The organism is Segetibacter sp., assembly GCF_025963695.1.
In the GTDB taxonomy this organism is placed as follows: Bacteria; Bacteroidota; Bacteroidia; order Chitinophagales; family Chitinophagaceae; genus Segetibacter.
This window is the reverse complement of the sequence record NZ_JAOQAH010000055.1, coordinates 1-21,742: the sequence shown is the minus strand read 5'-3', so window position 1 is coordinate 21,742 and position 21,742 is coordinate 1. Positions and strand designations below refer to the sequence as shown.

The following is a 21,742-nucleotide window of genomic DNA, read 5'->3' as shown; positions in this document are numbered from 1 at the left end:
GGCGGCTCACCGTAAATTCCTTCGCCCGTAAGGCGCATGGTGCCATAACCGAGGCGGTTAACGGTTAAAGGATGGCTGCTTTTACCTGCTATTGTAATTGTTTTTGCTGTGCTCATACGTGTACATTTTGCCTTGCGGCCGTTACTGTTGAAGTCAGAACAAATTACAGGCAAGTAAGTTTACGGAAAGTTGGTTTTGATGGATTAATTGATTGAAAGCTTGTGTTGTGATTAAAAGAGACGGAAGATTTTTTTGGTAGCCATCGGGAGGAATTCTATTAGGCGTACGTTGCGTCGCATTCTTGTACTTTTTTGTTACTCAATCGGCTATTAATTGCTTTGTTATTTAGTTAGGAGGAAACCGATCCCGAAATCTGCAAACACACTTTTTATGAGTTTACGAAAGAGTTTTGCTTTTGGTCCCTGAAACTAAGCAAGCTGTTAGAGTAATATCACTGCTTTTTACCTCATTTTACCTTATGTCACTTTTATAGTCTTTATTCAGTCTGTTTCCGTTGTGGTTTGTTGATTAGCCTTTAGTACCATTGGAGCTTAGGCCGTTATTTTTTCTTACTGGAAGGTAGAGGTTGCGTTTACTGAAGATTTTGCTTCTCGTTGTTACGGGGAGCGAAGCGATCTACTGTTGTGATAACCAAGAAAAATCGAAACGAAACAGTAAACCTTTCTTACTATTTTTTCCGTAGTTCAAGTTTGTTTTTAAGGGAGTAAACAATTTTAGCATCTTTGATTTTATAAATTGCAATGCCTCTATCCTGGCGGATATTTTCAATAAGACCAATTTTTTCCATGCTGGCAACGTAATTATTTGTGGAACTTCCTGTTCCAGCCCTCTCGTTTAATTGATTTTTAGTAAACTCTTCGTTTTCCAATTTTAAGAGATGTGCTGAGTATGAATAAATGTCCATTGAGTTTGCCCTCGCATTTGATTTCCGAGGATAGTATTCATAGTAATTAAAATTCACTACAAATTTATTCAGGGATGCTGTTATTGTTTCTTCGGATATACAGGTTACGGAAGGGTTAATATTGTACTGTTCCTCGAATAGTGTTTTGAATAAATGGATGAGGTCACGAGGATTGGCGTTTGCTAGTTGAAAAATACTATCGATACTTAAATTGCTGACGTCACTTGCAAACAGTTTTTTGTAGTCAGTTACCTGATAATCCGAATACACCTCTAATCTTTTATTTAAAAGTTTCTCTAAATCTGATTTTGACCATCTTAAAGATGGACAATAGTATTTTTGAGTTCTAACTAAGTCCTCGATGAAACGAAAGGGAGTCGACCACACGAAAAAGACTAATTGAAATTCTTCAATGCTTAGTAAATTTCCATCCGTTAAAAATGGTGAAATAAAATCAGAAATGATATCGGCATCATTTTCAAACCTTTGGTCTTCATCGAGTCTATCAAGGAAAATAACAGGTTTGGGATATCCAAGCTTATTTGAAATCTCACCCACCTTTTTTAATAGCCTAAAGGATATGTCTTGGGTAAAAAAGTCTGAGTCCACATTTAGCTTTAATTCTGGGAAAAACTGCTGTATTTGATTTTCATTTTCAATTGTCGGCAGAAATGAATAATGCTTGATCAAATATTGATAAGCGATATTTTTTGCGACAGTGCCGGTAAGGTTAAGTGGTCCTCTTGCTTTGTTGTAAAGCCAATTAGCTGCTCTTGTATAAACAGGGATTTGAATATTGGAAATTTTATCTTTTAATAAATTTTTGGAATAGTTTGGTAAAAACTCAGACAATAGGTATGACAGAAGAACTTTTTGCTCTTTATTTAAAACGCAAAGTTTGTAGCTTCTTTTACTTATTTTGGAGAACAGTTCTACTAGAAAGAAGGAGATCAAAATTTTATAAATTTCAGTTGAAGCTGGGGGATTTTTTAAAGTACTGTAATCATGAATAATTGTGAAAAGCCTCTTTTTATCAAGTAAATGTCTTTTAAAGTCTTCTAAAATAGCGGTTTTCCCACTGCCTCTTTCACCTAAGATTATCACATTTCTTCCTGCTTTAAATGCATCTATGATTGGGTCGTATTCCCCTTGGGAAATGAAGATCTTTTTTGCGATTGAAACTTCATGCTCTGTAGTGAACGTATTAAAAGGAAATTCAGTTAAATTAAAGCTTTGATAAAATTCTTTGAAGGTTTTATTCATCTAGGTTGAAAATATATTCAAGTTTAGAACAAAAATTAAACTAATTGGAATATTTGTAAAATATTGAACCAATAAAATCACCCGTGGCAGTCAAATTTTTTCGTGCACGCATCTGCCTAGTCGTTCGCCGAGGTTTCTAATGATGCGGCAGCGGTGTTTCATGGAAGATGATGCGACCTTTAGACTGCTGCTAGCATCAAGCAGAATGAAGGCGGCACGTTTGTTAAATGAATATAAAACACTTAATTAAAATAATTTAATGCCTCCCTACCAACCCATTCACCCATCTGTACAGCAATATCAAACGGTTGTTCAGGATCAACGATAATAGGTAAATCTCTATACTTTCCATTAATCCTGCTAATTACATATTCGGGCATCTCGACCTCACGATTGTTTTCCAATATATCTTTTAGCTTCGGTTTATTAGTTATTTCCTTTGGTGGTGCAATTGAAAAAGGCTTTCTAGTTCCTATCAGTATTAGGCGTTTTCTTCTCTGTGGTAGCCAGTTAGATGCGTCAACGGGACAAAAAACATTTACATAATAATCCGGCAGTTTCGTCATTGCTTCCATAACAAGTTTGAATTTTTTCATCCGTGGGACGTTTTCAACTATGTACATTTCAGGTTGCTCAATTGCTATATGTCTAAAGAAATGTAAGAATAAATCATCGCCAGTTCGTGTGCCATGTATATCTGCTATGGCTGAGTACTTTGTGCAAGGATATGTCCCGACTATAATATCGGTTCTTGGTTGCTCTAAAACCGTTTTATCTTTTATGTCAACGTTTAACACAGGGTGAGAAAAATAATGGCTATTTAGTTTCATGCAAGAGGTTGCTTCAGAATCGAGATCAAGCGATTGTATAACATCAACCCCAGCTTGCATTAATCCGATTTCCATACCTCCACATCCTGAAAAATATCCTTTAGCTGTTGGCTTGTACATAGCTGCGAAAGTAATCGGAAGAGAACTTTTTTCTGGTGTACTTTAAGTCACAGTGAATGTATGTGGACAAGTAGACCACACTTACATAATTTCAAAACCTATTTCCCGCAAATAGTTGAAAGTGCAATCGTAATATTTTTCGTCTCTAGTTTGGTCATCAACAGATCCTTCGGGAACAACAATCACCATACCTTGCCTTGCTCTGGTTAATAAAACACGATACGCATTTTTCAAATAAAGTCGCCTTTCTTCTTTATTAATGTTATTCCATTTGGTACCAACAAAAGAAAAACATTTCCATCCGTCTTTAGAGTATCTAAAATCGCCATCCCATGTTACGCAAGCCCAATCAAGTTCTAAACCTTGTACCTGAAATTCTGTAGCCACGTCTTCTAGATAATAGGATGAGCGAATATCTTCTTTGCCATCTAAAAACCAATGAATGGGATCCATTGGAGATTTTACATCAATAGCATGTGGTTTTAATCGTTGTGCTTGGGAGGAAACAACAATACCATAGCGTTCAGTTCCACGAGCTTTTTCTTTCAGCCATTTTTTTGCGGTGGCTACATCTCTTGTAAGTACAATTGGATATTTATCTTTTATTTCTTGGTAGTTCTTCTTTGCTTCATCAATATTTAAATCTAAAAAATTCTTTATTAAGAGTGATAAATGCTCTGCTCTGAAAGAACGAAGAGAAACGGATAAATGCAAAGCTGGATTTTTAACAACATATTTATGTGTCCCTAAAATTTCTAAAGCTTTCCCTGCCGCATACTCACTATCTGTTAATTTATCGGAGACATAAATACGCCATTCAGGAAAGGAGCGGTTTAGTGAATCAATCCATTCACTGATCCCTGCTTCTCCTGTATTTATTTCTTGTCCACCACCTACAAGACACACTATTACAGCCCAATCCTTATGTCTATCTAAACAAGAAATTAAAAATTCAGGCTCTGAAATATCGAAATTGGGAATGTTCTTTTTACGCAACATAAAATTTGCAGTCTGTTGATGATCCCACGCTCGTTGAGCTTCATCGAAAATGGTTACATGTTCAAAAGGAGGCTGGTCGTCTTTTAAACTTTCATCTCTAAAGTTGTGTACGTTTTGGATGAAAAGTTTTACTTCACTCATTATTTCACCTTTCCTTACTTTTCTGCCTTGTTCTTTTTCTCTTCCATACTTATCTCTAGTTAGTGCTTCTCTTAATATTGCCACAAGTGGCCCATTGCCAGAAAGAAAAACGCTAGTCAGGTCATTATCTTTATTAAGATGTTTCGTAGCAATATCAAGACCGACTAAAGTTTTCCCAGCACCAGGAACTCCGGTTATAAAGCAAATAGCTTTTTCTCCTTTTTCTTTTGATTGGAAAATAATTTCTCGAATAGCTGAGCTTGTTTCAGTTAGGTTGGAAGCTTCCGCATCACTTCTTGAAATTTCTGCCACATTATGCCCGTTATATAATGCCATTGCTGCTTCTATAATTGTAGGGGTTGGAGAATATCTGCCGGCCTCCCATGTTTCACTATTTATGTTTTCACCATCTGCAAAAAGTAAAACGTTCCTTATTGTTTCATTTAAGAGTGTAGCGTTGGTTTTTACTGTAAATAAAAGATTGTCGTTATGTGGAGTTGTAGAAATTACGGGAATAAAATCTTTAGCTTCTGTGGCAATTAAAACAGGCGCTATTAAATGTTTTTGACTTGTTTCGTGAAAGTTCTTTAAATCAAGGGCATAATCCAACACTTGATCCGATGCACTTAACAAAAATTCCTTTTCTCCTACTTTAAATTCCAATACAAAAATCACATTCTGTATAAGCAGTACTACATCTATCCTTCTCCCCATTCTTGGAATAGAATATTCAAAGAATAACGAACCACAATAAGGAAACAAAACTTCTTTTAATAGAGCAATTTGTCTAATCCATGTTTCTCTTTGTGTAAGCTCCAAAGAAAACTCATTGTTTTGTGCGAGAACACCAAGTACGTGCTCTGTAGAAGAATTTATGAAGTTAGTGATGTTGTCAGAATAGAAGCTACGTTTCATTAAGCTAAAGATGCGACAATAATTTTATTCATCCTTTTGAGAAACAACTATGGACAAATCTGACCGTGATGTATGCAGGTAATACAATATGGGGTTTACCCAGGAAATTTTTAAATGAAGACGGTAAGGAAATCGCTATTGCGGACCAGCATTTCAGGCTTTGTGTCTTTGCCTTTTATGCGGCTCATGTTAAAGCTTCTCGTGGCCTTATCGTGTACATCTGACATAAGTCAAAACTATCGTAAGAACTGTTGCAGTTGATGTTCGCCAAATAGCATTAACAAACCAACAAGAGGATTGCCTTCCGTTGTCGCAGGTAATTTTCCACTACCTTCTTTCTGCAGGGATATTTTAAACGGTAAGAGGTAGACGAATACAGACACGCATAATATTCAGCAAGAGGAAAAAAAACTAACTTTGAAAAAACAATAATATGTCGGTCAATCCTCAATATACTTACGATAATGCAGGTAATCCGGTTGGTGTTTTTTTATCAATAACTGACTGGAATAAAATAGTTGAAGAGTTGGCTATTGAACTGCCCGAATGGCAAAAGCAGTTGATGGATCTTCGTTTACAAGAGTATCATGATAATCCAGCTAGTATGGAGGATACGGACGCATTTTTTGCAGAACTAGACAGAGAAGATACAAAATGAGGAAACATTTTGTTCGCATACTCCCGTCGGCAAAAAAGGATACATATGAAGCACGAAAATGGTATAGACAATATAACGAGGAGCTTTCTGTAAGGTTTAAAGAGGAATTGAGGCTAACAGTTGAAGCTTTAAAATTACGTCCACCGGTTCACGCCATCAGGTACAAACACGTAAGATTTGCTCAGCTACCTACATTTCCTTATGCTGTCCATTATTTTATTGATGAGGTTTCTTTTACAGTAAATATTATTGCTGTTGTGCATACAGCTATTAATCCTTTGAGATGGAGAGTTCCTTAATCTGATCTTGCAATAAGAGGTTCTGGTTTCGCCCAATAGAATTAGCACCAGTACAAGTGTGCGACGCAACCAAAGCTTGATAGTACCCCAACTGCTTAGTACAAAAAATTTCTTATAAACTTACTGTACATCTAAATCCTCTTTCTTAGTATGGCTCTTTTTAAGAACAGCAACGAAAATGGAACGCCAGTTCCTCAAAAATATCTTTCAACTTTGTCTCCCACGACACCTAATTTCTATTACGTAGCTCTTTCCGTATTTCGATCAGTTCCTGGTTTATTTGGGTTAGCAAAATCTCTGTAGTGGTAGCTTTAGGTACAATAGGTGTCTTAAGTTTTGCCCTGTTGGCAGACTTAACTACTATGAACAAAAAAGCAGCAATTATTAAAAAAGTTACAGAGGCCTGAAGAAACATTCCGTACTTCAATTCGGCAGATCCTACTTTAATGGACAGCGCTTTAAGATCGATACCGCCGGTAAGAATTCCTACGATAGGCATCAATAAATTTTCTACTACAGATGTTACAATAGACGCAAAAGCAGCACCTATAACTATACCTATTGCAAGCTCTAATACATTGCCTTTAAGAGCGAAATCTTTAAAATCTTTAATGACTGGCATATCCGCGTTTTTAGCAGGAGGGAAAATAATTATACCAGCGATGTAGTGAGAAAAAACAATAGTTATTTGTAAGTAAATCCAGGTTTGCGAAACCGTTAGAAAAGCTGCAGGATAATCGACCGGTTCTTCATTTGCTGAATAGAGTTAACACCGGTACAAGTGTGCGACGCAACAAAAGCTTAATAGTACTCCTCCTGCTTAGTACAAAAACTTTCTTATACAATTACTGTACATCAAAATTCTCGTCTTTCGTGTGCCTCTTTTAAGAACAGCAACGAAAATGAAAGGGACTGTGGTATTATTAGCCCTCTTCGCTTATCCGTGATCTCTTGAACGCATAAATTGTATAACCGAATAACAGAAGGGTTATACTTTGAAACTTTCAGTGCTAGTTATATGGTTGTTGAAGCTTGCCTTTATAACATTCAAAAAATTATTGGCGAGGTTGTTTCTAAAACTGCCGGATGATACAAAAAGTGAAACTGAAGCTCCCTGGCATTTAATGGGAGGAGTGAGAAACCGAGTGATACATGAGTATTTTGGAACCCGCTATGAGATTATGCAAAAGCGAAATGCTGCAGAGGTATTATTTGCTTGTAAGGATGGGTTTTATTCCCTCGCACACAGACTTCACCATGCGGTAAGCTTCTACTGAGTTTTCGGATTTGACCAGTTGTATTTCGAGTACCCCCGGAGATTTTTGCATGTGGATTTCACCGCGATTGTTAAGGGCAACAGTACCGTTGATATCGTTATTTACAAAAGACATTTTGTTGCTTCTACTTTCTATTGCTTTATCCAAATACTCGTCTACAAGCCTTGTTTTACGTTCATCATAATTGGCCTTCATCGTATAAAACTTGTCCGAATTGCTATAGGCTACACTTGTATGGTTGTTGCGGAAACTGAACTTACACGAGATGGCCATAAAACATACGAAGACGTAAAACAAAGGGTGCAACTTTTTCATTGTAATTTTTTTATATGGTGAATGAATTCGCTTAAACTGGCTACAGCCAGTGTATAGAATCCCGGTGGTTGAAGTAGGAAAAAGTTTGAAGCAGGTGATGAAAGTAGTAAATAAAAGCAAAACTTTTAAGGGTTATTACAAGCGGTATATACACTGTACCGGCGGAAGCAGAAAACAACCGGAGATGAGAAAGTAAAGTAATTTGTTGAAATGTAGTAACGGCCGGCATGGTGAATACAATGAATAATGGTACACGGGTGCAACACAAGAGTGCCCGGCGGTAGGCCCACAGCCACGCAAAATGAACAAGCGCAGTTTTACTACAAAGGCATAGTAGAAACATTGTTGCTCATAGTCTATGCGCTTTTGTTACCTACGTGGTCATATATGGTTTTCCACCTGTTCGTTGTACGAGCGTAAAACAGTACTTCAAACGCCCGGACAGAAAATTGCCTTTTATTTCTTCGGGGCTACTAAACATGCATACATTTTAGAAATTCGAGGAAGCTTAGAAGAAGGAAATGTTAATTACTTACGTTAGGGTAAATAGTTATCAAGCCTTTGTTAGTAACGTGGATAAATGTTTTATTTTAGTCGACTCCATAATAGCGAGACTAAAACCCGTGCCATGAAGACAGTTCTATTGGTATCTACTGTAGCTGCTTTTTCTACTTGTATTTACATGCCTGCGGGCTTAAGTCAGTCTATTGCGACTTTTAATTCTGTTGCACCTACGGCACAAACGCAGAACCTGGTTATTCCGGGTACGCATACTTTTCAACGAATTATCCGTTCCGGAACTCCGCTTGCCAGCGGAGGCAACTTTGGTAGCAACCCTGATTTTACCGGTTATGTACCAATAGCAGGAAGTAGTACGACTGGCTATTTAGCGGTTAGCCATGAAACACTGCCGGCGGAGGTGAATGTGCTGTCCATAGCTCTTAATACTGCTAACAGGCTTTGGAGCATAACAAATAGCGGTAAGGTAAGTCTGCCTGTTGCAGATATAGGAATAAGCGGCGCGTTTTGTTCGGGTACTGTAACGCCAAGAAATACCATTATGGTAGGAGAAGAGATAATGCCTAACGGCGATGGAAATGGAGATGGATACGATGACCTGGGATGGATTATAGAAATTGATCCGGTTACACGCACGGTAATAAACCAGGATGGTACAGGTGGTGTTGATAAACTTTGGGCGATGGGCAGGCAGGCCCATGAAAATGTAGCCATTAAAAGTGACGAGTCTGTTGCTTATTGGGGAGCTGACAACTTAGATAATGGCTTTCTTTATAAGTTCGTTCCTACAGTTGCCGGCAATTTTAGTGCAGGTACCTTATATGCTTTAGAAAGTTCTGCAGCCCTCGGTACCGGTACATGGAAACAAATTGCCAACAATACCAAACCCGAAAGAAATAGTGTAGTTGCGGCAAGTGTGGCCGCAAGTGCTTATAATTTTAGAAGAATAGAAGATGTGGAGATTGGGCCTGATGGCAAGTTGTACTTTGCTTCGACTACTACAGGCCGCGTTTACAGGCTTAATGATGCCGGGGCAACGGTGAACAGCCTGGAAGTATTTGTTGAAAGCGCTGATTATGATGTGGATGGCTCCGGACCTTCTTTGCCTGCAAAGTTTGAGTCTCCTGATAACCTTGCCTTTGATGGCGAAGGAAACCTTTGGGTGCTACAGGATGGAGGAGACAATCATATTTGGGTGGTTGCACCTACACATACTGCGGCTGCACCAGCCATTAAAGTTTTTGCCAATACACCCGGTGGTTCTGAACCAACAGGCATCACTTTCAGTCCTGACTATAAGTATATGTTTATTTCGTTTCAGCACCCCTCAGGTAACACCATTGCTCAAACAGATGCTGCCGGAGAAAACGTTGTTTTTGATGCCGGCACTACAATAGTTATTGCCAGGAAAGAAAACCTGGGAGCTTTTGTGTTAGCCGATCGCTTTATAAAAATGAATGCCGAAGAAAAGAACAATGGTATTGAATTAAGCTGGAGTACTACGGGCATGATTGACCGTACATCGTACGAGATAGAGAGATCAACTGACGGTATGAACTTTAGCAGGATTACAAGCATACCTTCTTCTTTTAATAACAATGCGTCTTATTCTTATTTTGACAATAATTTGCCACTTTCTAATAACCTGTACTATCGCATTAAGCAGTGCAAAGTTGGCAACCAGTGCATTTTTTCGGAGACAAGAGCGATAAAGATTTCGAGTCAAAAGTTTTTAAAGGCATATGCCCTTGCAGCAGGAAATCTTATACGGGTGATGTATACAGCAAATGATGCTTCCGATATCCTGATGCAGTTGTACACCAACACCGGCAGGGAATTATATAGGGAGAAAAGGAAAGTAACACAAGGCCTCAATGAATTTAACATTACTATCGAGAATCTACAGCCGGGCTTCTACGTCTTAAAGGTAATGGAGGGCGATAAAGTTCAATCGCGTTCATTTGTAAAATAATATTGCGTTTTGTTATTTGTTGCAAATGGCTGAAGATGGTGCAAGAACCTTGTAATTAGTTTTAAGGCCGGTTGAAATAATATTTCTCCTAATGCTTACCCATATGAAAAAGCGTTTCTTTGGCTTTGTAGCTGTTGTTTCAATTTCCATGATTTCGTTTGTATTTGGTCGCAAGTACCAGCAGGGATATATATTGGAACATGCGAAAGACCTTGCAAAAGAACAACCTCCTCCTCACGACGGCGTAGGTATGTCAACCGCCTATTCTTACTTTGCTACAGCTCCGAATCTTAAACTTACTTTTCGACGTCGGGTTCTGAAGAAAGGTGCAGCAATTGGTTACCATCTTCAGAAGGACGATGAGATCTACTACATTGAAAGCGGCACGGGTATAATGAGAATGAATAATGACAGTTTTGCTGTGAAAGCCGGAGACGGCATTCTTACAAGACCCGGCAATTCGCATGATTTAAAACAAACCGGAAATAATGAGTTGGTGGTGATTATTAATTACCTGGCAAAATAGAAACGGCAGTTATTGACTTCTCTTTTGTTTATTCAAACATTTACACGCCTTCGCCGGGCGATGACTGGCCTAAGTTCTAAAACGGACGCCTGCTATGCAATATAACTGAAGGGTTAAATACGCATTAAAGCAGAAGCGTCCTTTTTGCAGGAGTAACTTTACATTAATTAACTAATTGTAGCGAATAAGCTTCTAACTATTGCACTTCAAATTTATCACTCAACCTTGACCCTTCAGTGATACCATCATCAGTTATGGTATAGGTAACAGGTAAAACATCGTTGAGTACATCTACAAACCCTCGGTTGTTTAATTCATCAAGCACAGATTGAAGGTCATCAGGACGTAAGGTCATTCCTATGTTTTCTTCTTTTGCAAGATCATCGAGGGTTAGGGTTTCGTGCTTTATAAGGGTATTTAATACTATAAGCGGAGTAATTTGAGGCATAATAGTGGATTACAGATTTAACGATCTTTAAATATAGCCTTATTAGCGACGAAAAAAGGTTAAATATTAATTTTTTGTGGCATTGCCTACTCTGTTTTAGGGCCTGGAAGGGGAAGCAGTGATGAGTAATGTTCTACTAACGAGACTAATAAAAAAAGCGGCTGATAATTTTGCCGCTTAAGTAAATATTATAGAGACACTTCCCGATACCACTTTACCTTATCCCGCTAACTCTTTTATAAAACATATCTTCCATCCTTTATTAGTTTTTCTGCAATTCGTCTTCTTGCATCTTTTGCATTGTACGGTTGCATTTTTGTAAACCGTTTCATTCCTAACAGCATCATTCTTTGTTCGTCGCCTTCTGCAAATGCGTTGATCGCATCTTTTCCATATTTATTTATTTTGTCTGCCGCATCATTTAAATAAACACCCATCATGTCCCTTTCAAATTGAACTGCTGACTCACCTCTCGTTTTTACCAGTTTCATTACCCGTAGCAAGGCACTTTCTGCTGTAAAGGTTTCAATCATCATATCGGCCACATTCATCAGTATCTCCTGCTCGCTTTCAAGTTTCATCATTAGCTTTTGCACTGCTGCTCCGGCAGTCATCAATATTGCCTTCTTAAAATTTGCAATAGATTTTAGCTCTTTTGAAAACGCCTCCTCATCCCCACTTCCAAAATCAGGAATTGCCATTAATTCTTTTTGCACGCTCATGGCGGGGCCCATGAGATTGAGTCGACCTTTCATCGCGCGTTTTAGCAACATATCTACAATCAATAGCCGGTTAATTTCATTTGTGCCTTCATAGATGCGATTAATGCGGCTGTCGCGGTAAGCTTTTGAGATTACATATTCATCGCTGTAACCATTGCCACCGTGTATTTGCACGCCTTCATCTACAACGAAGTCAAGCACTTCACTCCCCAGAACTTTCATGATTGCACACTCAATGGCATATTCTTCGGCAGCACCTAGCAGGGCTTCATTAAAAGGTTTTCCACTTTCAACGAGTTCAGCTTCCCTGTCATCTATCCATTTTGCACTTCGATACAATGCGCTTTCACAGGCCCACGTTTGTATTACCATTTCGGCAAGCTTATGCTTTATTGCTCCGAAATTGCTGATGGATTGTTTGAACTGTTCACGGGTGATGGCGTATTCAAGAGAAGTATTCAATGCTCTTTTTGCACCACCTAAAGTTGCCGCGCAAAGTTTTAACCGACCAATGTTTAAGATATTGAAAGCAATGATGTGCCCCTTTCCAATTTCTCCCAACAGGTTTTCTACGGGTACTTTGCAATCCTGGAAAAACAGTTGGACAGTAGAAGAACCTTTTATGCCCATTTTATGTTCCTCAGCTCCCTGGGTAAAGCCTTCGAAACCCCTTTCTATAATAAATGCAGTAAATTTATCACCATCAATTTTTGCAAAAATGGTATACACATCAGCGAAACCTCCATTGGTGATCCAGCACTTTTGACCATTAATTAAATAATGCAGGCCGTCTGCACTTAGCCTCGCTGTCGTTTTAGCTCCCAATGCATCACTTCCGCTATTTGGTTCGGTTAGCCCATACGCACCTTTCCATTCTCCCAAAGAAAGTTTGGGCACATATTTTTGCTTTTGTTGTTCGGTACCAAAATATAAAATTGGCAACGTACCAATACCAGTGTGCGCAGAAACTGCGACGGAAAAACTAAAACCACCACCGAGGCCTTCGCTTACCAGCGTAGAAGTGATAAATTCCTTTCCAAGCCCTCCCAGTTCTTCTGGTATCGACACGTTCAGCAATCCCTGTTCTCCGGCTTTTGACAAAAGAGAGGGCATAAGGCCTTCTTCCATTGCATCAAGCCTGTCAATTGCCGGCATCACCTCTGTATCTAAAAAGTCTCGGCACATGTCTTTAACCATTTGCTGCTCTTCGTTATAATCTTCAGGAATAAAAGTATCAGCCGGGGAGGTTTCCTTAATTAGCCATTCTGCTCCTTTAATAACTGCTGTTTTTTGTAAGGTTTCCATATGTAGAGGTTTATAGTGGAAGGTTTAGGTTGAAAGGTATGTATGTACAGCTTCTTTGCCCTACACCTTAAACCCTTTACCTTCCACCTTATTTTAAATTGTCATATACTTTTTGTAAAACTGCTTTACACATTTCAATATCACTTGCGCTTACTCCATTTAAAGCTTCATTCAGGGTTTCGCTGGCCACAGCCATTGTTTCGTGCTGCAATGTTTGGGAGGCCTCTGTTAGGTAGACCAGGTTAATTCGACGATCAGCTTTTGAAGGAACTCTTTTTACCAGTTTCAGTTTCTCAAGGTTGTCAACAAGGCGGGTAATGCTTGGTTTATCTCTAAAGCTTTGCTTGCACAATTCCTGCTGACTTAGGCCATCCTGCTTCCACAAATGATATAAGACGCTCCACTGCTCTATGGTTATTTCAATACCTGCCTGCTTAAAGTTTTTTTGAAGTCTTCTTGCCACAGCCGTTGATGCCATGCCCGTCATAAAGCTGTATAATTCGCCCCTTTTAAATTGGTTGTTTGGCATATAGTTAGTTATGCAACTATCCAAATGTAATAATTATTCTTATTGGATACAAACAACTTCTACGACTTTTTTTAAGAGGAACGTGGAGTAAATTATTATTTATTAACAAAGAGGCTAGAGGCTTTTGCCATTGAAAAGAATAAAGAAAACAGCAGCTAAAATTTTACTGATCATATAGGAAATTGTAATAAGGGTGAATTGGCTGGCTTTCGGTTTTTGCGCCAAAACAGGTCTGGCTTTTTTCGTTGCGCGTGATTATTTTATGTGCTCACATTTATTATCGAAAGGCTTTTTGATGGTTGAATAGAAGCGGAGCCTGCTGCACGTTGTTACAAAAAGATGAACGAAATGCGACGCAACAATGATGCATAAGGGAGCTAAGGCTTGCATCAAAAAAATATAATGCCCGTAAAAGAAAGGCGCTTGCGTATTTTCAATCCAATAGCACTGTTTTTGCAACATGCATAAAAAACTTTTCTTCTATAGATGCAGAGCCATTACATCACCCATAAAAACTCCAACGTGCATTATAGGCAGTTTGGTGTGGGTGCCAAATTATTATTTTGTTTTCACGGCTATGGAAGGGAAAGTCATACTTTTTCATTTCTTGAAAGAAAGCTTGGCAGCCTTTATACTATCATCGCCATCGATATTCCCTTTCATGGCCTGACGGAATGGAAAGACGAACTTATTTTTAAGCCGAAATACCTGGCGCAATTTATTCTCGACATAAGAAGTGGGCTCAAAAAGGATGATATGAAATTTAGCCTTCTTGGTTTTAGCATGGGCGGCCGCATTGCCTTGCATTTGACACAACTTTTATCGGAGCAGGTAGATCGCCTGGTGCTTTTGGCGCCAGACGGATTGTCGTTTAATTTTTGGAGATGGTTTGGAAGTGAAACATGGTTTGGAAGTAAGTTGCTGCACTATACCATTTATCACCCCGGTTGGATAGTATGGGTAGTTGAAAAGGGCGAAAAGTGGAAGGTTATTAATAGAAGCATAGCAGAGTTGATAAGATACTACATCTACAATGAGGAGCACCGGCTGAGCCTATACAGGCGTTGGGTTTCAATGAGGAAGTTTAGTCCGGCTCTCGGTAAACTGAGACGTTTAATAGTAAACCATGGTATTAAAGTGCGCATGCTGTATGGTGCTTTTGACAGGCTAATTCCATATAAAGGTGGTGAGCGGTTTAAACAGGGAATTGAAGCGTTTGCATCAGTTGAAGTTGTGCAAGCCGGGCACAATTTGCTATCTGAAGTAAATGCCAGGAAAATAGCTGAACTGATAAATGACTAATTGTTGTTTTCTTTGCCACTGATGGCTTCAACAATTATTATTTCGATTATCCTGGTATTACTTTTTGTACATTTTGTATTAATAGAAAGCTACCGGAAATGGTTTTTGAAAGTAGAGCCTTTTGAGGCTACAAAAGCAACGGTTCCATCTATCTTTTTTTCGGTAATTATACCTGCCCGAAATGAGGAAGACCAGATAGGCAAATGCTTGCGATCTGTACTCAGTCAAAGTTATCCCCCTCACCTTTTTGAAGTGATTGTTGCTGATGATTACTCCACTGATAATACTGCTGGTGTGGTGCAGCAGATGCAGAACGAATATGAAAACCTGCGCATACTTCAGATTGAGCAATTATTGCAGGGAAAACAACTGAACAGCTACAAAAAGAAGGCACTTGAGTTGGCGATACAAGAGGCAAAAGGAGATTGGATTGTGACAACAGATGCTGATTGCGCTGTAACGAAAGAGTGGTTGTTCAACTTTTCAACTTTTATTCAGCAAAACAATTCTGTTTTTGTGGCAGCACCGGTTAAATTTATAAATACAGGTTCATTTGTTTCTGTTTTTCAGTGTCTTGATTTTATCAGTTTACAAGGTATAACAGCAGCTTCTGTACATGCCGGTTTTCATACCATGTGCAATGGAGCAAACCTTGCCTACAATAAAAGAGTGTTTTACGAGGTGCATGGGTTTAATGGAATTGACAACATTGCAAGTGGCGACGATATGCTGCTGATGCATAAAATATACACGCGATATAAGAAGCAGGTCCATTATTTATTTTCACAACAGTCTATTGTGGATACCCTTCCTATGCAAACGTGGAAAGACTTTTTTAATCAGCGTATTCGTTGGGCAAGTAAGGCTGATAAATTTGAGGATAAAAGAATATTGTTTGTGTTAATCTTCGTTTACTTCTTTAACCTGTCTTTTTTGCTGCTGCTAATTGCATCAATTTGGTTTCATTATATGATCTGGTATTTGTTTGCAATGCTTGTTGCTAAAACGATTATTGATTTTAGGTTTATGGTTCCCGTTGCAAAATTTTTTAAAGAGGAAAAGTTGTTATGGTGGTTTCCGTTTATGCAACCCTTTCATATCGGCTATACTATTATTGCCGGCTGGTTAGGAAAGTTTGGAAAGTATTCGTGGAAGGGTAGGGTAGTGAAGTGACGAAGTAGCTGCAAGCTTTCTAAAAGGAGTGCCGGGGTGCCCATTATAAGTGCAACCGCACCCGCGAAAACCCGCATCGGGCAACTCCCTCACACCAAGTTGTATGCGAAATACTGAAACTTGTAACTTGCAGCTTAACTTTCGGTCATCCGTCCAACCACCATCCGTTAACTAATTTTTCTTCATGCCTTCCGGTTCATATTCACAAGCCTTTTGGAAACGCCTTAAAAAAAATAAAGGTGCTATGTTTGGGTTGGTAGTTATTTGCCTGGCTTTTCTTTTGGCTGTTTTTGCTTATTTCCTTGCCCCCGATCATACTGCTAATGCAAACAAAATGACTGTTGAAATTGGTGGTGAAAAACCGGGGTTTACAATACAATTTCTAAAAATAAAAAGGGAAGTTGCTGCAGAAAAAGCATCTCTTTTATCATGGCTGTTAAATGGTAAAGAACAATCTTATTCTTTGTTGCCGATTACGTCTTACCAAAAAGTAAACGATAGTATTGTTGTTCAGAAATATATAGATGAGTCGATCACAGAGAGACAGTCTTACCATCAATCAAAGCTTGAAACGAACCCTGTTACCCGAAAAACTTTTTTGTTAGGTACTGATAAATTTGGCAGAGATCTTCTAAGCAGGTTAATCGTAGGTATAAGAGTGAGTTTGAGTGTGGGGCTCATAGCCGTGACAATCTCAGTAATACTTGGAATATTGTTAGGTGCTTTAGCAGGATACTTCAGGGGAGGAGCAGATGATATTATTATGTGGTTTATTAATGTTATTTGGAGCATTCCAACGCTATTACTTGTTTTTGCACTAACGCTCTTGCTGGGCAAAGGCTTCTGGCAGGTTTTTATAGCAGTCGGATTAACGATGTGGGTAAACGTAGCAAGACTGGTACGGGGGCAGGTAATGGCAGTGCGCGAACTCGAGTTTATTGAAGCAACAAGGGCTTTGGGGTATTCTCACACCCGCACCATTGTTTTTCATATTCTTCCCAATATACTCGGTCCGGTTATGGTTATTGCCGCCAGCAATTTTGCATCAGCGATTGTTATAGAAGCCGGGTTAAGCTTTCTGGGTGTAGGCGTTCAACCTCCCCAACCAAGTTGGGGACTGATGATAAAAGAAAACTACAACTTTATCATTACCCATAATCCCATGCTTGCCCTTGCCCCGGGAATAGCTATAATGATTTTGGTACTTGCATTTAATTTACTTGGCAATGGCTTAAGAGATGCTTTGAATGTAAGGGGAAAACTGTAATCTATTTTTGTAGATCGGCATCAAATCTTTGTGCAACTCTGGTTGTGTCACTCACTTGTACTATTGCGTTTTATGGCAACAGCGGCGCTATTTTCAAAAAAGCCTCCTTTTGCTTCAAATCGCGCTACTTTAAGCTGAGTACAAAAAAAATGAGAACTATACGTCAGTTATTGGTAACAACTACATTCCGGATAAAGCTTTCTTCCAGCGAAATAAAAGTCTCTGTTCTTTCAATTCCTTTAATTTTTTGCAGTTCATCGTGCAGTACCGACCGTAACTGGGTAATGTCTTTGCAAACAATTTCAGCAAACATGCTGTAGTTTCCGGTTGTATAATTTAAACGTACAATTTCAGGAATGTTCTTTAGTTCCTTTACAACGTCATCATATAAAGAGCTCTTTTCAAGATAAATCCCGATAAAAGCAATTACATCGTACCCCATTGCTTTAAGATCAACATTTAGTCTCGTACCCTTTACCACCCCCATTTCCTGTAGTTTTTTTATCCTGACGTGGATGGTTCCGCCTGATACAAATAATTTCTTGCCGAGGTCAGCGTAAGAGATTTCTGCTGTTTCCATCATTTCAAAAATGATCTCGTAATCAAGTTTGTCAAGATTTAATTTAGCTGCCATTTTTATTCTTCTATTTTAAATTTTTCTAACCTATCCTACAAATATGTGGATAATTTCTAAATATTTAAAATATTAATTGAAAGTTTTGTAAGGAAAAGAGAATAAGTCTTAATATTGTATTGTTATTGAAACAGGTGCATTAAGTATTGTGGGGTGATGAAATTTTTGGCAGACATGCCCTCTTGTCTCGGGGGTGAGGATCACGGGATAAATTTAAGCGTAGAGCCGACTGTTCCTAACGTTCGGCCGACCAGGGTTGACCACTAAACTTTGCGTTTAAGCTAACTGCCTCGTGGAGGTTCGACCCCTCCCCCTACAGCTGGTAAAATTCAATACCTTTGAAAACCACCTACCAGTAATTGCAAGAATGCTGGCTTTTGACCGATTATTAAAAGAGTTCTTATCAATACTGTGGAGTGATGAAATTTTTGGCAGACATGCCCTCTTGTCTCGGGGGTGAGGATCATGGGATAAACGAAGCGTAATGCCTTTCGAAAGAAAGACTGGGGTGGACCACCGCTACATTGCACTTCGGCTAACTACCTCGTGAAGGTTCGAGCCCTTCTTCCACAGCTCTCTTAGCCTCAACCCTTCTCATTTGTGCATCGGGTTGGGGCTTTTTTATCCATTATCTGTGAAATAAAATCTAACCGTCGTGTGCATATGAGCCAATTTCTGCTGCTTGCTGTATTTATATTTGCTGGTGTAAGGATCATTAAAGTGTTTGTTAGATGGGTTATAAAGGAAGAATATAAAGAGCGATTACGTATATCTGACAAACGAATAAAAACTACTACTTCTGCCTGATATTAACTGAGCCGTTAGCGCTTCGCTAATATGGGTTGTTCAGTTTTCAACCTTCTATTTGTACAACCTGTGCTGTAGTACCCATACTAAAGTTTTGCATAGAAACTGTAGGCAACTGCCTGTGTGGTTTTATAACCTATTGATGGAAATTGGATAGATTTTACTCACGCCGATTTTGCCCGCCTCATTTTTCGATGTTTTGAGAAAACTTTTTCAGCCACTGAAATTGTTATCATCTCTTGTGCAACATTACCAGTAAAAGATTTGTCTCTAAGCCAACTACCAACCCTAATCTGACTTATGATACTAATCTTTACATTCATAATAATGTCTATTTCCTCTATTTCCCTCATCCTTTATACCGGTAGTTTAACAAAGCGAAATATTAAGGAGCTAAAACAGGAGGCTGTTATCAAAAATTCTAAGAAATTATTGCCCGCAGTAAACCTGGAAGAAGTTAGTAAACCAATTCTGGCAGAAGCGGTTTAAAAAATCATTTGCTTCTAATGTTTCTCTGTTTACTGCGTTAAACGGCATTACCCATCTTACTATACTTGATCTTGTTAAGCCGATGAATTTTTGCCGGCAGATCGGTTTGTTTTTATCCTCGTGGTTGAGCTTTTTTTGCTCATAACAACATCCTGCCCGGGTACTCTTGTCGCCTCAGATTTGGTTTTCATTCTAAAACCAAGGCTAAATAGGGTTGCTCCTCTACGTTTAAAAGCTCAGCACTTATTAAAAGTTCTCTAACAGATCTAACCAGGTAGTACGACATTAAGCAATATTGAACGAATTTTGCTGAGTTATTTAGAAGAATTTCAATAAGATCGAAAGAGCGTTATCTTAATAGCCGGGCCAAAGGCTGTAAAGTCTTAATTTAGCCTCCCGCATGCAGAGTACGATTGTTGATACTTGAATAAAGAGTTACCAGTCGAAGTGTGCGACGCAACGGCTGCTGATAATATTTTAAATGCCGGTTACAAAATATTACAGCTTTATTTTATCAATCAATGCCAAGTATGTCTTTTAATCTTCAACATAAAGTTAGAATTGTTACTGCAGCCTCTTTATTTGACGGGCACGATGCCGCAATAAATATTATGCGGAGAATAATGCAATCGAAAGGAGCGGAAATCATTCACCTGGGACATAACCGTAGTGTAGCAGAAATTGTGGAATGTGCTATAGAGGAAGATGCGCAGGGAATAGCGATTACAAGTTACCAGGGTGGGCACGTGGAGTTTTTTAAATATATGAAGGACCTGCTGGATGAAAACGGCTGCAGTCATATAAAAATTTTTGGCGGTGGGGGAGGTACTATTTTACCGGCTGAAATAAGGGAGCTACACAATTACGGCATAACCCGTATTTACAGCCCGGACGATGGAAGATTGATGGGACTTGAAGGCATGATTGAAGACGTTGTGAGAAACTGTGATTTCCCGGTTAATGGAAATTTGACAATTTCAGGCAAATTAATGCTGGATGAGGTTAAGGATATCCGGTTTATAGCAAGAGCAATAAGCCATGCCGAAAACGGGCAAACCTTCGACAAGTTGTTATTGCCGGTACAAGTTGAAGCTGCTAAAAAAACAGCGCCTGTTGTAGGCATTACGGGTACAGGAGGCGCAGGCAAGTCGTCGGTTACTGACGAAATTGTTCGTCGTTTTTTGCATGCTTATTCAGATAAGACTATTGCAGTCATCTCTGTTGATCCTTCTAAGAAAAAAACAGGTGGCGCTTTATTGGGTGATCGTATACGCATGAACTCTATTCATAGCGGTCGGGCTTATATGCGCAGTCTTGCCACCCGCGAGAGCGATAAAGCTTTAAGCAGTCATGTGCGGGAGGCCATTGATATAGTTAGAAGCGCCGGCTTTGACTTTATTATTCTTGAAAGTGCAGGTGTTGGGCAGAGTGATGCGAGTATTTTGGATTATTGCGATATCAGCATGTACGTGATGACACCCGAGTATGGCGCCGCCAGCCAGTTGGAAAAAATAAACATGCTTGATTATGCCGACATTGTTTGCATCAACAAATTTGATAAAGCAGGCGCTTTAGACGCTTTAATGGAGGTGCGTAAGCAGTACAAACGAAACCATAATTTATGGACTGCAAAAGATGAAGAACTACCTGTTGTTGGAACTACTGCATCAAAGTTTAATGACGAAGGTGTGAATCAGCTTTTTGCTGAACTGATGAAAGTTGTTGAAACTAAAACAAATTCAAAATTTGCGCAGAAATCAATTGAAGAAACAGAAGTAAAGCATTCTATCACCAGTTTAATAGTTCCTCCAAAAAGGGTTCGTTATTTATCAGAAATTGCTGAGAATAATCGAAAGTATGATAGCTGGGTAAATGAGCAGTGCGCTATTGCTTCTAAACTTTATAAGATAAACGGAACCATTGAAGCATTAACTGAAGTGGGTAACCAAACAGCTTCGGTTACAGAAAGTCTTGAAGCAGCAAAAAAACATTTTGACGAACAGTTACACTATGAATGCCAAAAATTGTTGCATCATTGGAGTGAGATTGTACAAAAGTATAGTTCCGACTTTTTTGAATATGAGGTACGTAATAAAGTAATAAAGCAGTCGCTTATTACTACAACCTTGTCAGGAACACGCGTACCAAAAGTGGTACTACCAAAATATAAAGATTGGGGCGATATTTTAAGATGGCAGTTGCAGGAAAACATTCCCGGTGAATTTCCTTATACTGCTGGTGTGTTTGAACTGAAGCGACAAGGCGAGGATCCGACAAGAATGTTTGCCGGGGAAGGTGGTCCGGAAC

20 protein-coding genes are annotated in these 21,742 nt (G+C 39.0%); 10 read left to right on the top strand and 10 right to left on the bottom strand.

Features of this window, described 5'->3' with window-relative positions:
• Positions 1-688: 688 nt before the first annotated feature.
• The 4 genes from JWR87_RS09670 to JWR87_RS20270 form a co-directional block, all read right to left on the bottom strand.
• The gene (locus JWR87_RS09670) at positions 689-2,188 is read right to left on the bottom strand and encodes an ATP-binding protein (RefSeq protein ID WP_297818939.1); all 1,500 of its coding nucleotides are present in this window, start codon (positions 2,186-2,188) and stop codon (positions 689-691) included.
• 242 nt (positions 2,189-2,430) lie between these two features.
• The gene (locus JWR87_RS09665) at positions 2,431-3,138 is read right to left on the bottom strand and encodes a DNA cytosine methyltransferase (RefSeq protein WP_297818936.1); all 708 of its coding nucleotides are present in this window, start codon (positions 3,136-3,138) and stop codon (positions 2,431-2,433) included.
• Positions 3,139-3,219: 81 nt separating this feature from the next.
• Positions 3,220-5,193, bottom strand: coding sequence for a DUF2075 domain-containing protein (locus JWR87_RS09660; RefSeq protein WP_297818933.1), 1,974 nt, complete (start codon positions 5,191-5,193; stop codon positions 3,220-3,222).
• Between the two features lie 110 nt (positions 5,194-5,303).
• A complete protein-coding gene (locus tag JWR87_RS20270; RefSeq protein WP_366090434.1) occupies positions 5,304-5,420 on the bottom strand; it encodes a hypothetical protein in 117 nt (38 codons plus the stop codon).
• A gap of 206 nt (positions 5,421-5,626) precedes the next feature.
• Between JWR87_RS20270 and JWR87_RS09655 the strand changes: the two genes are divergently transcribed.
• Together JWR87_RS09655 and JWR87_RS09650 are read left to right on the top strand one after the other, a co-directional pair.
• Complete coding sequence (locus tag JWR87_RS09655) at positions 5,627-5,851, top strand: hypothetical protein (RefSeq protein ID WP_297818929.1); 225 nt, start codon at positions 5,627-5,629, stop codon at positions 5,849-5,851.
• The gene (locus JWR87_RS09650) at positions 5,848-6,150 is read left to right on the top strand and encodes a type II toxin-antitoxin system RelE/ParE family toxin (RefSeq protein ID WP_297818925.1); all 303 of its coding nucleotides are present in this window, start codon (positions 5,848-5,850) and stop codon (positions 6,148-6,150) included. Before JWR87_RS09655 ends, JWR87_RS09650 begins: the two co-directional genes overlap by 4 nt.
• Positions 6,151-6,379: 229 nt before the next feature.
• Here JWR87_RS09650 and mscL read toward each other — a convergent pair whose 3' ends face one another.
• Positions 6,380-6,772, bottom strand: a complete 393-nt coding sequence (gene mscL / locus JWR87_RS09645; RefSeq protein ID WP_297818922.1) for a large conductance mechanosensitive channel protein MscL — start codon at positions 6,770-6,772, stop codon at positions 6,380-6,382.
• Positions 6,773-7,358: 586 nt separating this feature from the next.
• Positions 7,359-7,742, bottom strand: coding sequence for a hypothetical protein (locus tag JWR87_RS09640; RefSeq protein ID WP_297818919.1), 384 nt, complete (start codon positions 7,740-7,742; stop codon positions 7,359-7,361).
• Positions 7,743-8,370: 628 nt separating this feature from the next.
• Here JWR87_RS09640 and JWR87_RS09635 point away from each other — a divergent pair.
• Both JWR87_RS09635 and JWR87_RS09630 read left to right on the top strand, forming a co-directional pair.
• Positions 8,371-10,233, top strand: coding sequence for an alkaline phosphatase PhoX (locus JWR87_RS09635; protein WP_297818916.1), 1,863 nt, complete (start codon positions 8,371-8,373; stop codon positions 10,231-10,233).
• A gap of 103 nt (positions 10,234-10,336) precedes the next feature.
• Positions 10,337-10,759: a cupin domain-containing protein gene (locus tag JWR87_RS09630; RefSeq protein ID WP_297818914.1), complete on the top strand. Its 423-nt coding sequence runs from the start codon at positions 10,337-10,339 to the stop codon at positions 10,757-10,759.
• A 196-nt stretch (positions 10,760-10,955) separates the two neighbouring features.
• On the opposite strand, the gene JWR87_RS09625 is transcribed toward JWR87_RS09630, so the two are convergent.
• From JWR87_RS09625 to JWR87_RS09615, 3 genes are all read right to left on the bottom strand, one after another.
• Entirely contained in the window at positions 10,956-11,207 is a 252-nt protein-coding gene (locus JWR87_RS09625; RefSeq protein ID WP_297818912.1) for a hypothetical protein, read from the bottom strand.
• Positions 11,208-11,443: 236 nt separating this feature from the next.
• Positions 11,444-13,234 (bottom strand): acyl-CoA dehydrogenase family protein, encoded by a 1,791-nt coding sequence (locus JWR87_RS09620; protein ID WP_297818910.1) that lies wholly within the window; start codon positions 13,232-13,234, stop codon positions 11,444-11,446.
• Positions 13,235-13,322: 88 nt separating this feature from the next.
• The gene (locus JWR87_RS09615; RefSeq protein ID WP_297818907.1) at positions 13,323-13,763 is read right to left on the bottom strand and encodes a MarR family winged helix-turn-helix transcriptional regulator; all 441 of its coding nucleotides are present in this window, start codon (positions 13,761-13,763) and stop codon (positions 13,323-13,325) included.
• Positions 13,764-14,249: 486 nt separating this feature from the next.
• Here JWR87_RS09615 and JWR87_RS09610 point away from each other — a divergent pair, with 486 nt between their 5' ends.
• From JWR87_RS09610 to JWR87_RS09600, 3 genes are all read left to right on the top strand, one after another.
• A complete protein-coding gene (locus tag JWR87_RS09610) occupies positions 14,250-15,065 on the top strand; it encodes an alpha/beta hydrolase (RefSeq protein ID WP_297818905.1) in 816 nt (271 codons plus the stop codon).
• Positions 15,066-15,086: 21 nt separating this feature from the next.
• A complete protein-coding gene (locus JWR87_RS09605) occupies positions 15,087-16,238 on the top strand; it encodes a glycosyltransferase (RefSeq protein WP_297818902.1) in 1,152 nt (383 codons plus the stop codon).
• A 184-nt stretch (positions 16,239-16,422) separates the two neighbouring features.
• On the top strand, positions 16,423-17,505 hold the full coding sequence (locus tag JWR87_RS09600) for an ABC transporter permease (protein ID WP_297818899.1): 1,083 nt from the start codon (positions 16,423-16,425) through the stop codon (positions 17,503-17,505).
• A 163-nt stretch (positions 17,506-17,668) separates the two neighbouring features.
• Here the strand turns inward: JWR87_RS09600 and JWR87_RS09595 are convergent, their stop codons facing one another.
• Positions 17,669-18,139 (bottom strand): Lrp/AsnC ligand binding domain-containing protein, encoded by a 471-nt coding sequence (locus JWR87_RS09595; RefSeq protein ID WP_297818897.1) that lies wholly within the window; start codon positions 18,137-18,139, stop codon positions 17,669-17,671.
• A gap of 663 nt (positions 18,140-18,802) precedes the next feature.
• Here JWR87_RS09595 and JWR87_RS09590 point away from each other — a divergent pair.
• From JWR87_RS09590 to JWR87_RS09580, 3 genes are all read left to right on the top strand, one after another.
• The gene (locus tag JWR87_RS09590) at positions 18,803-18,946 is read left to right on the top strand and encodes a hypothetical protein (protein ID WP_297818895.1); all 144 of its coding nucleotides are present in this window, start codon (positions 18,803-18,805) and stop codon (positions 18,944-18,946) included.
• 300 nt (positions 18,947-19,246) lie between these two features.
• Complete coding sequence (locus tag JWR87_RS09585; RefSeq protein ID WP_297818893.1) at positions 19,247-19,435, top strand: hypothetical protein; 189 nt, start codon at positions 19,247-19,249, stop codon at positions 19,433-19,435.
• A gap of 530 nt (positions 19,436-19,965) precedes the next feature.
• On the top strand, positions 19,966-21,742 hold a 1,777-nt coding region (locus JWR87_RS09580), incomplete at its 3' end, for a cobalamin-dependent protein (RefSeq protein ID WP_297818891.1).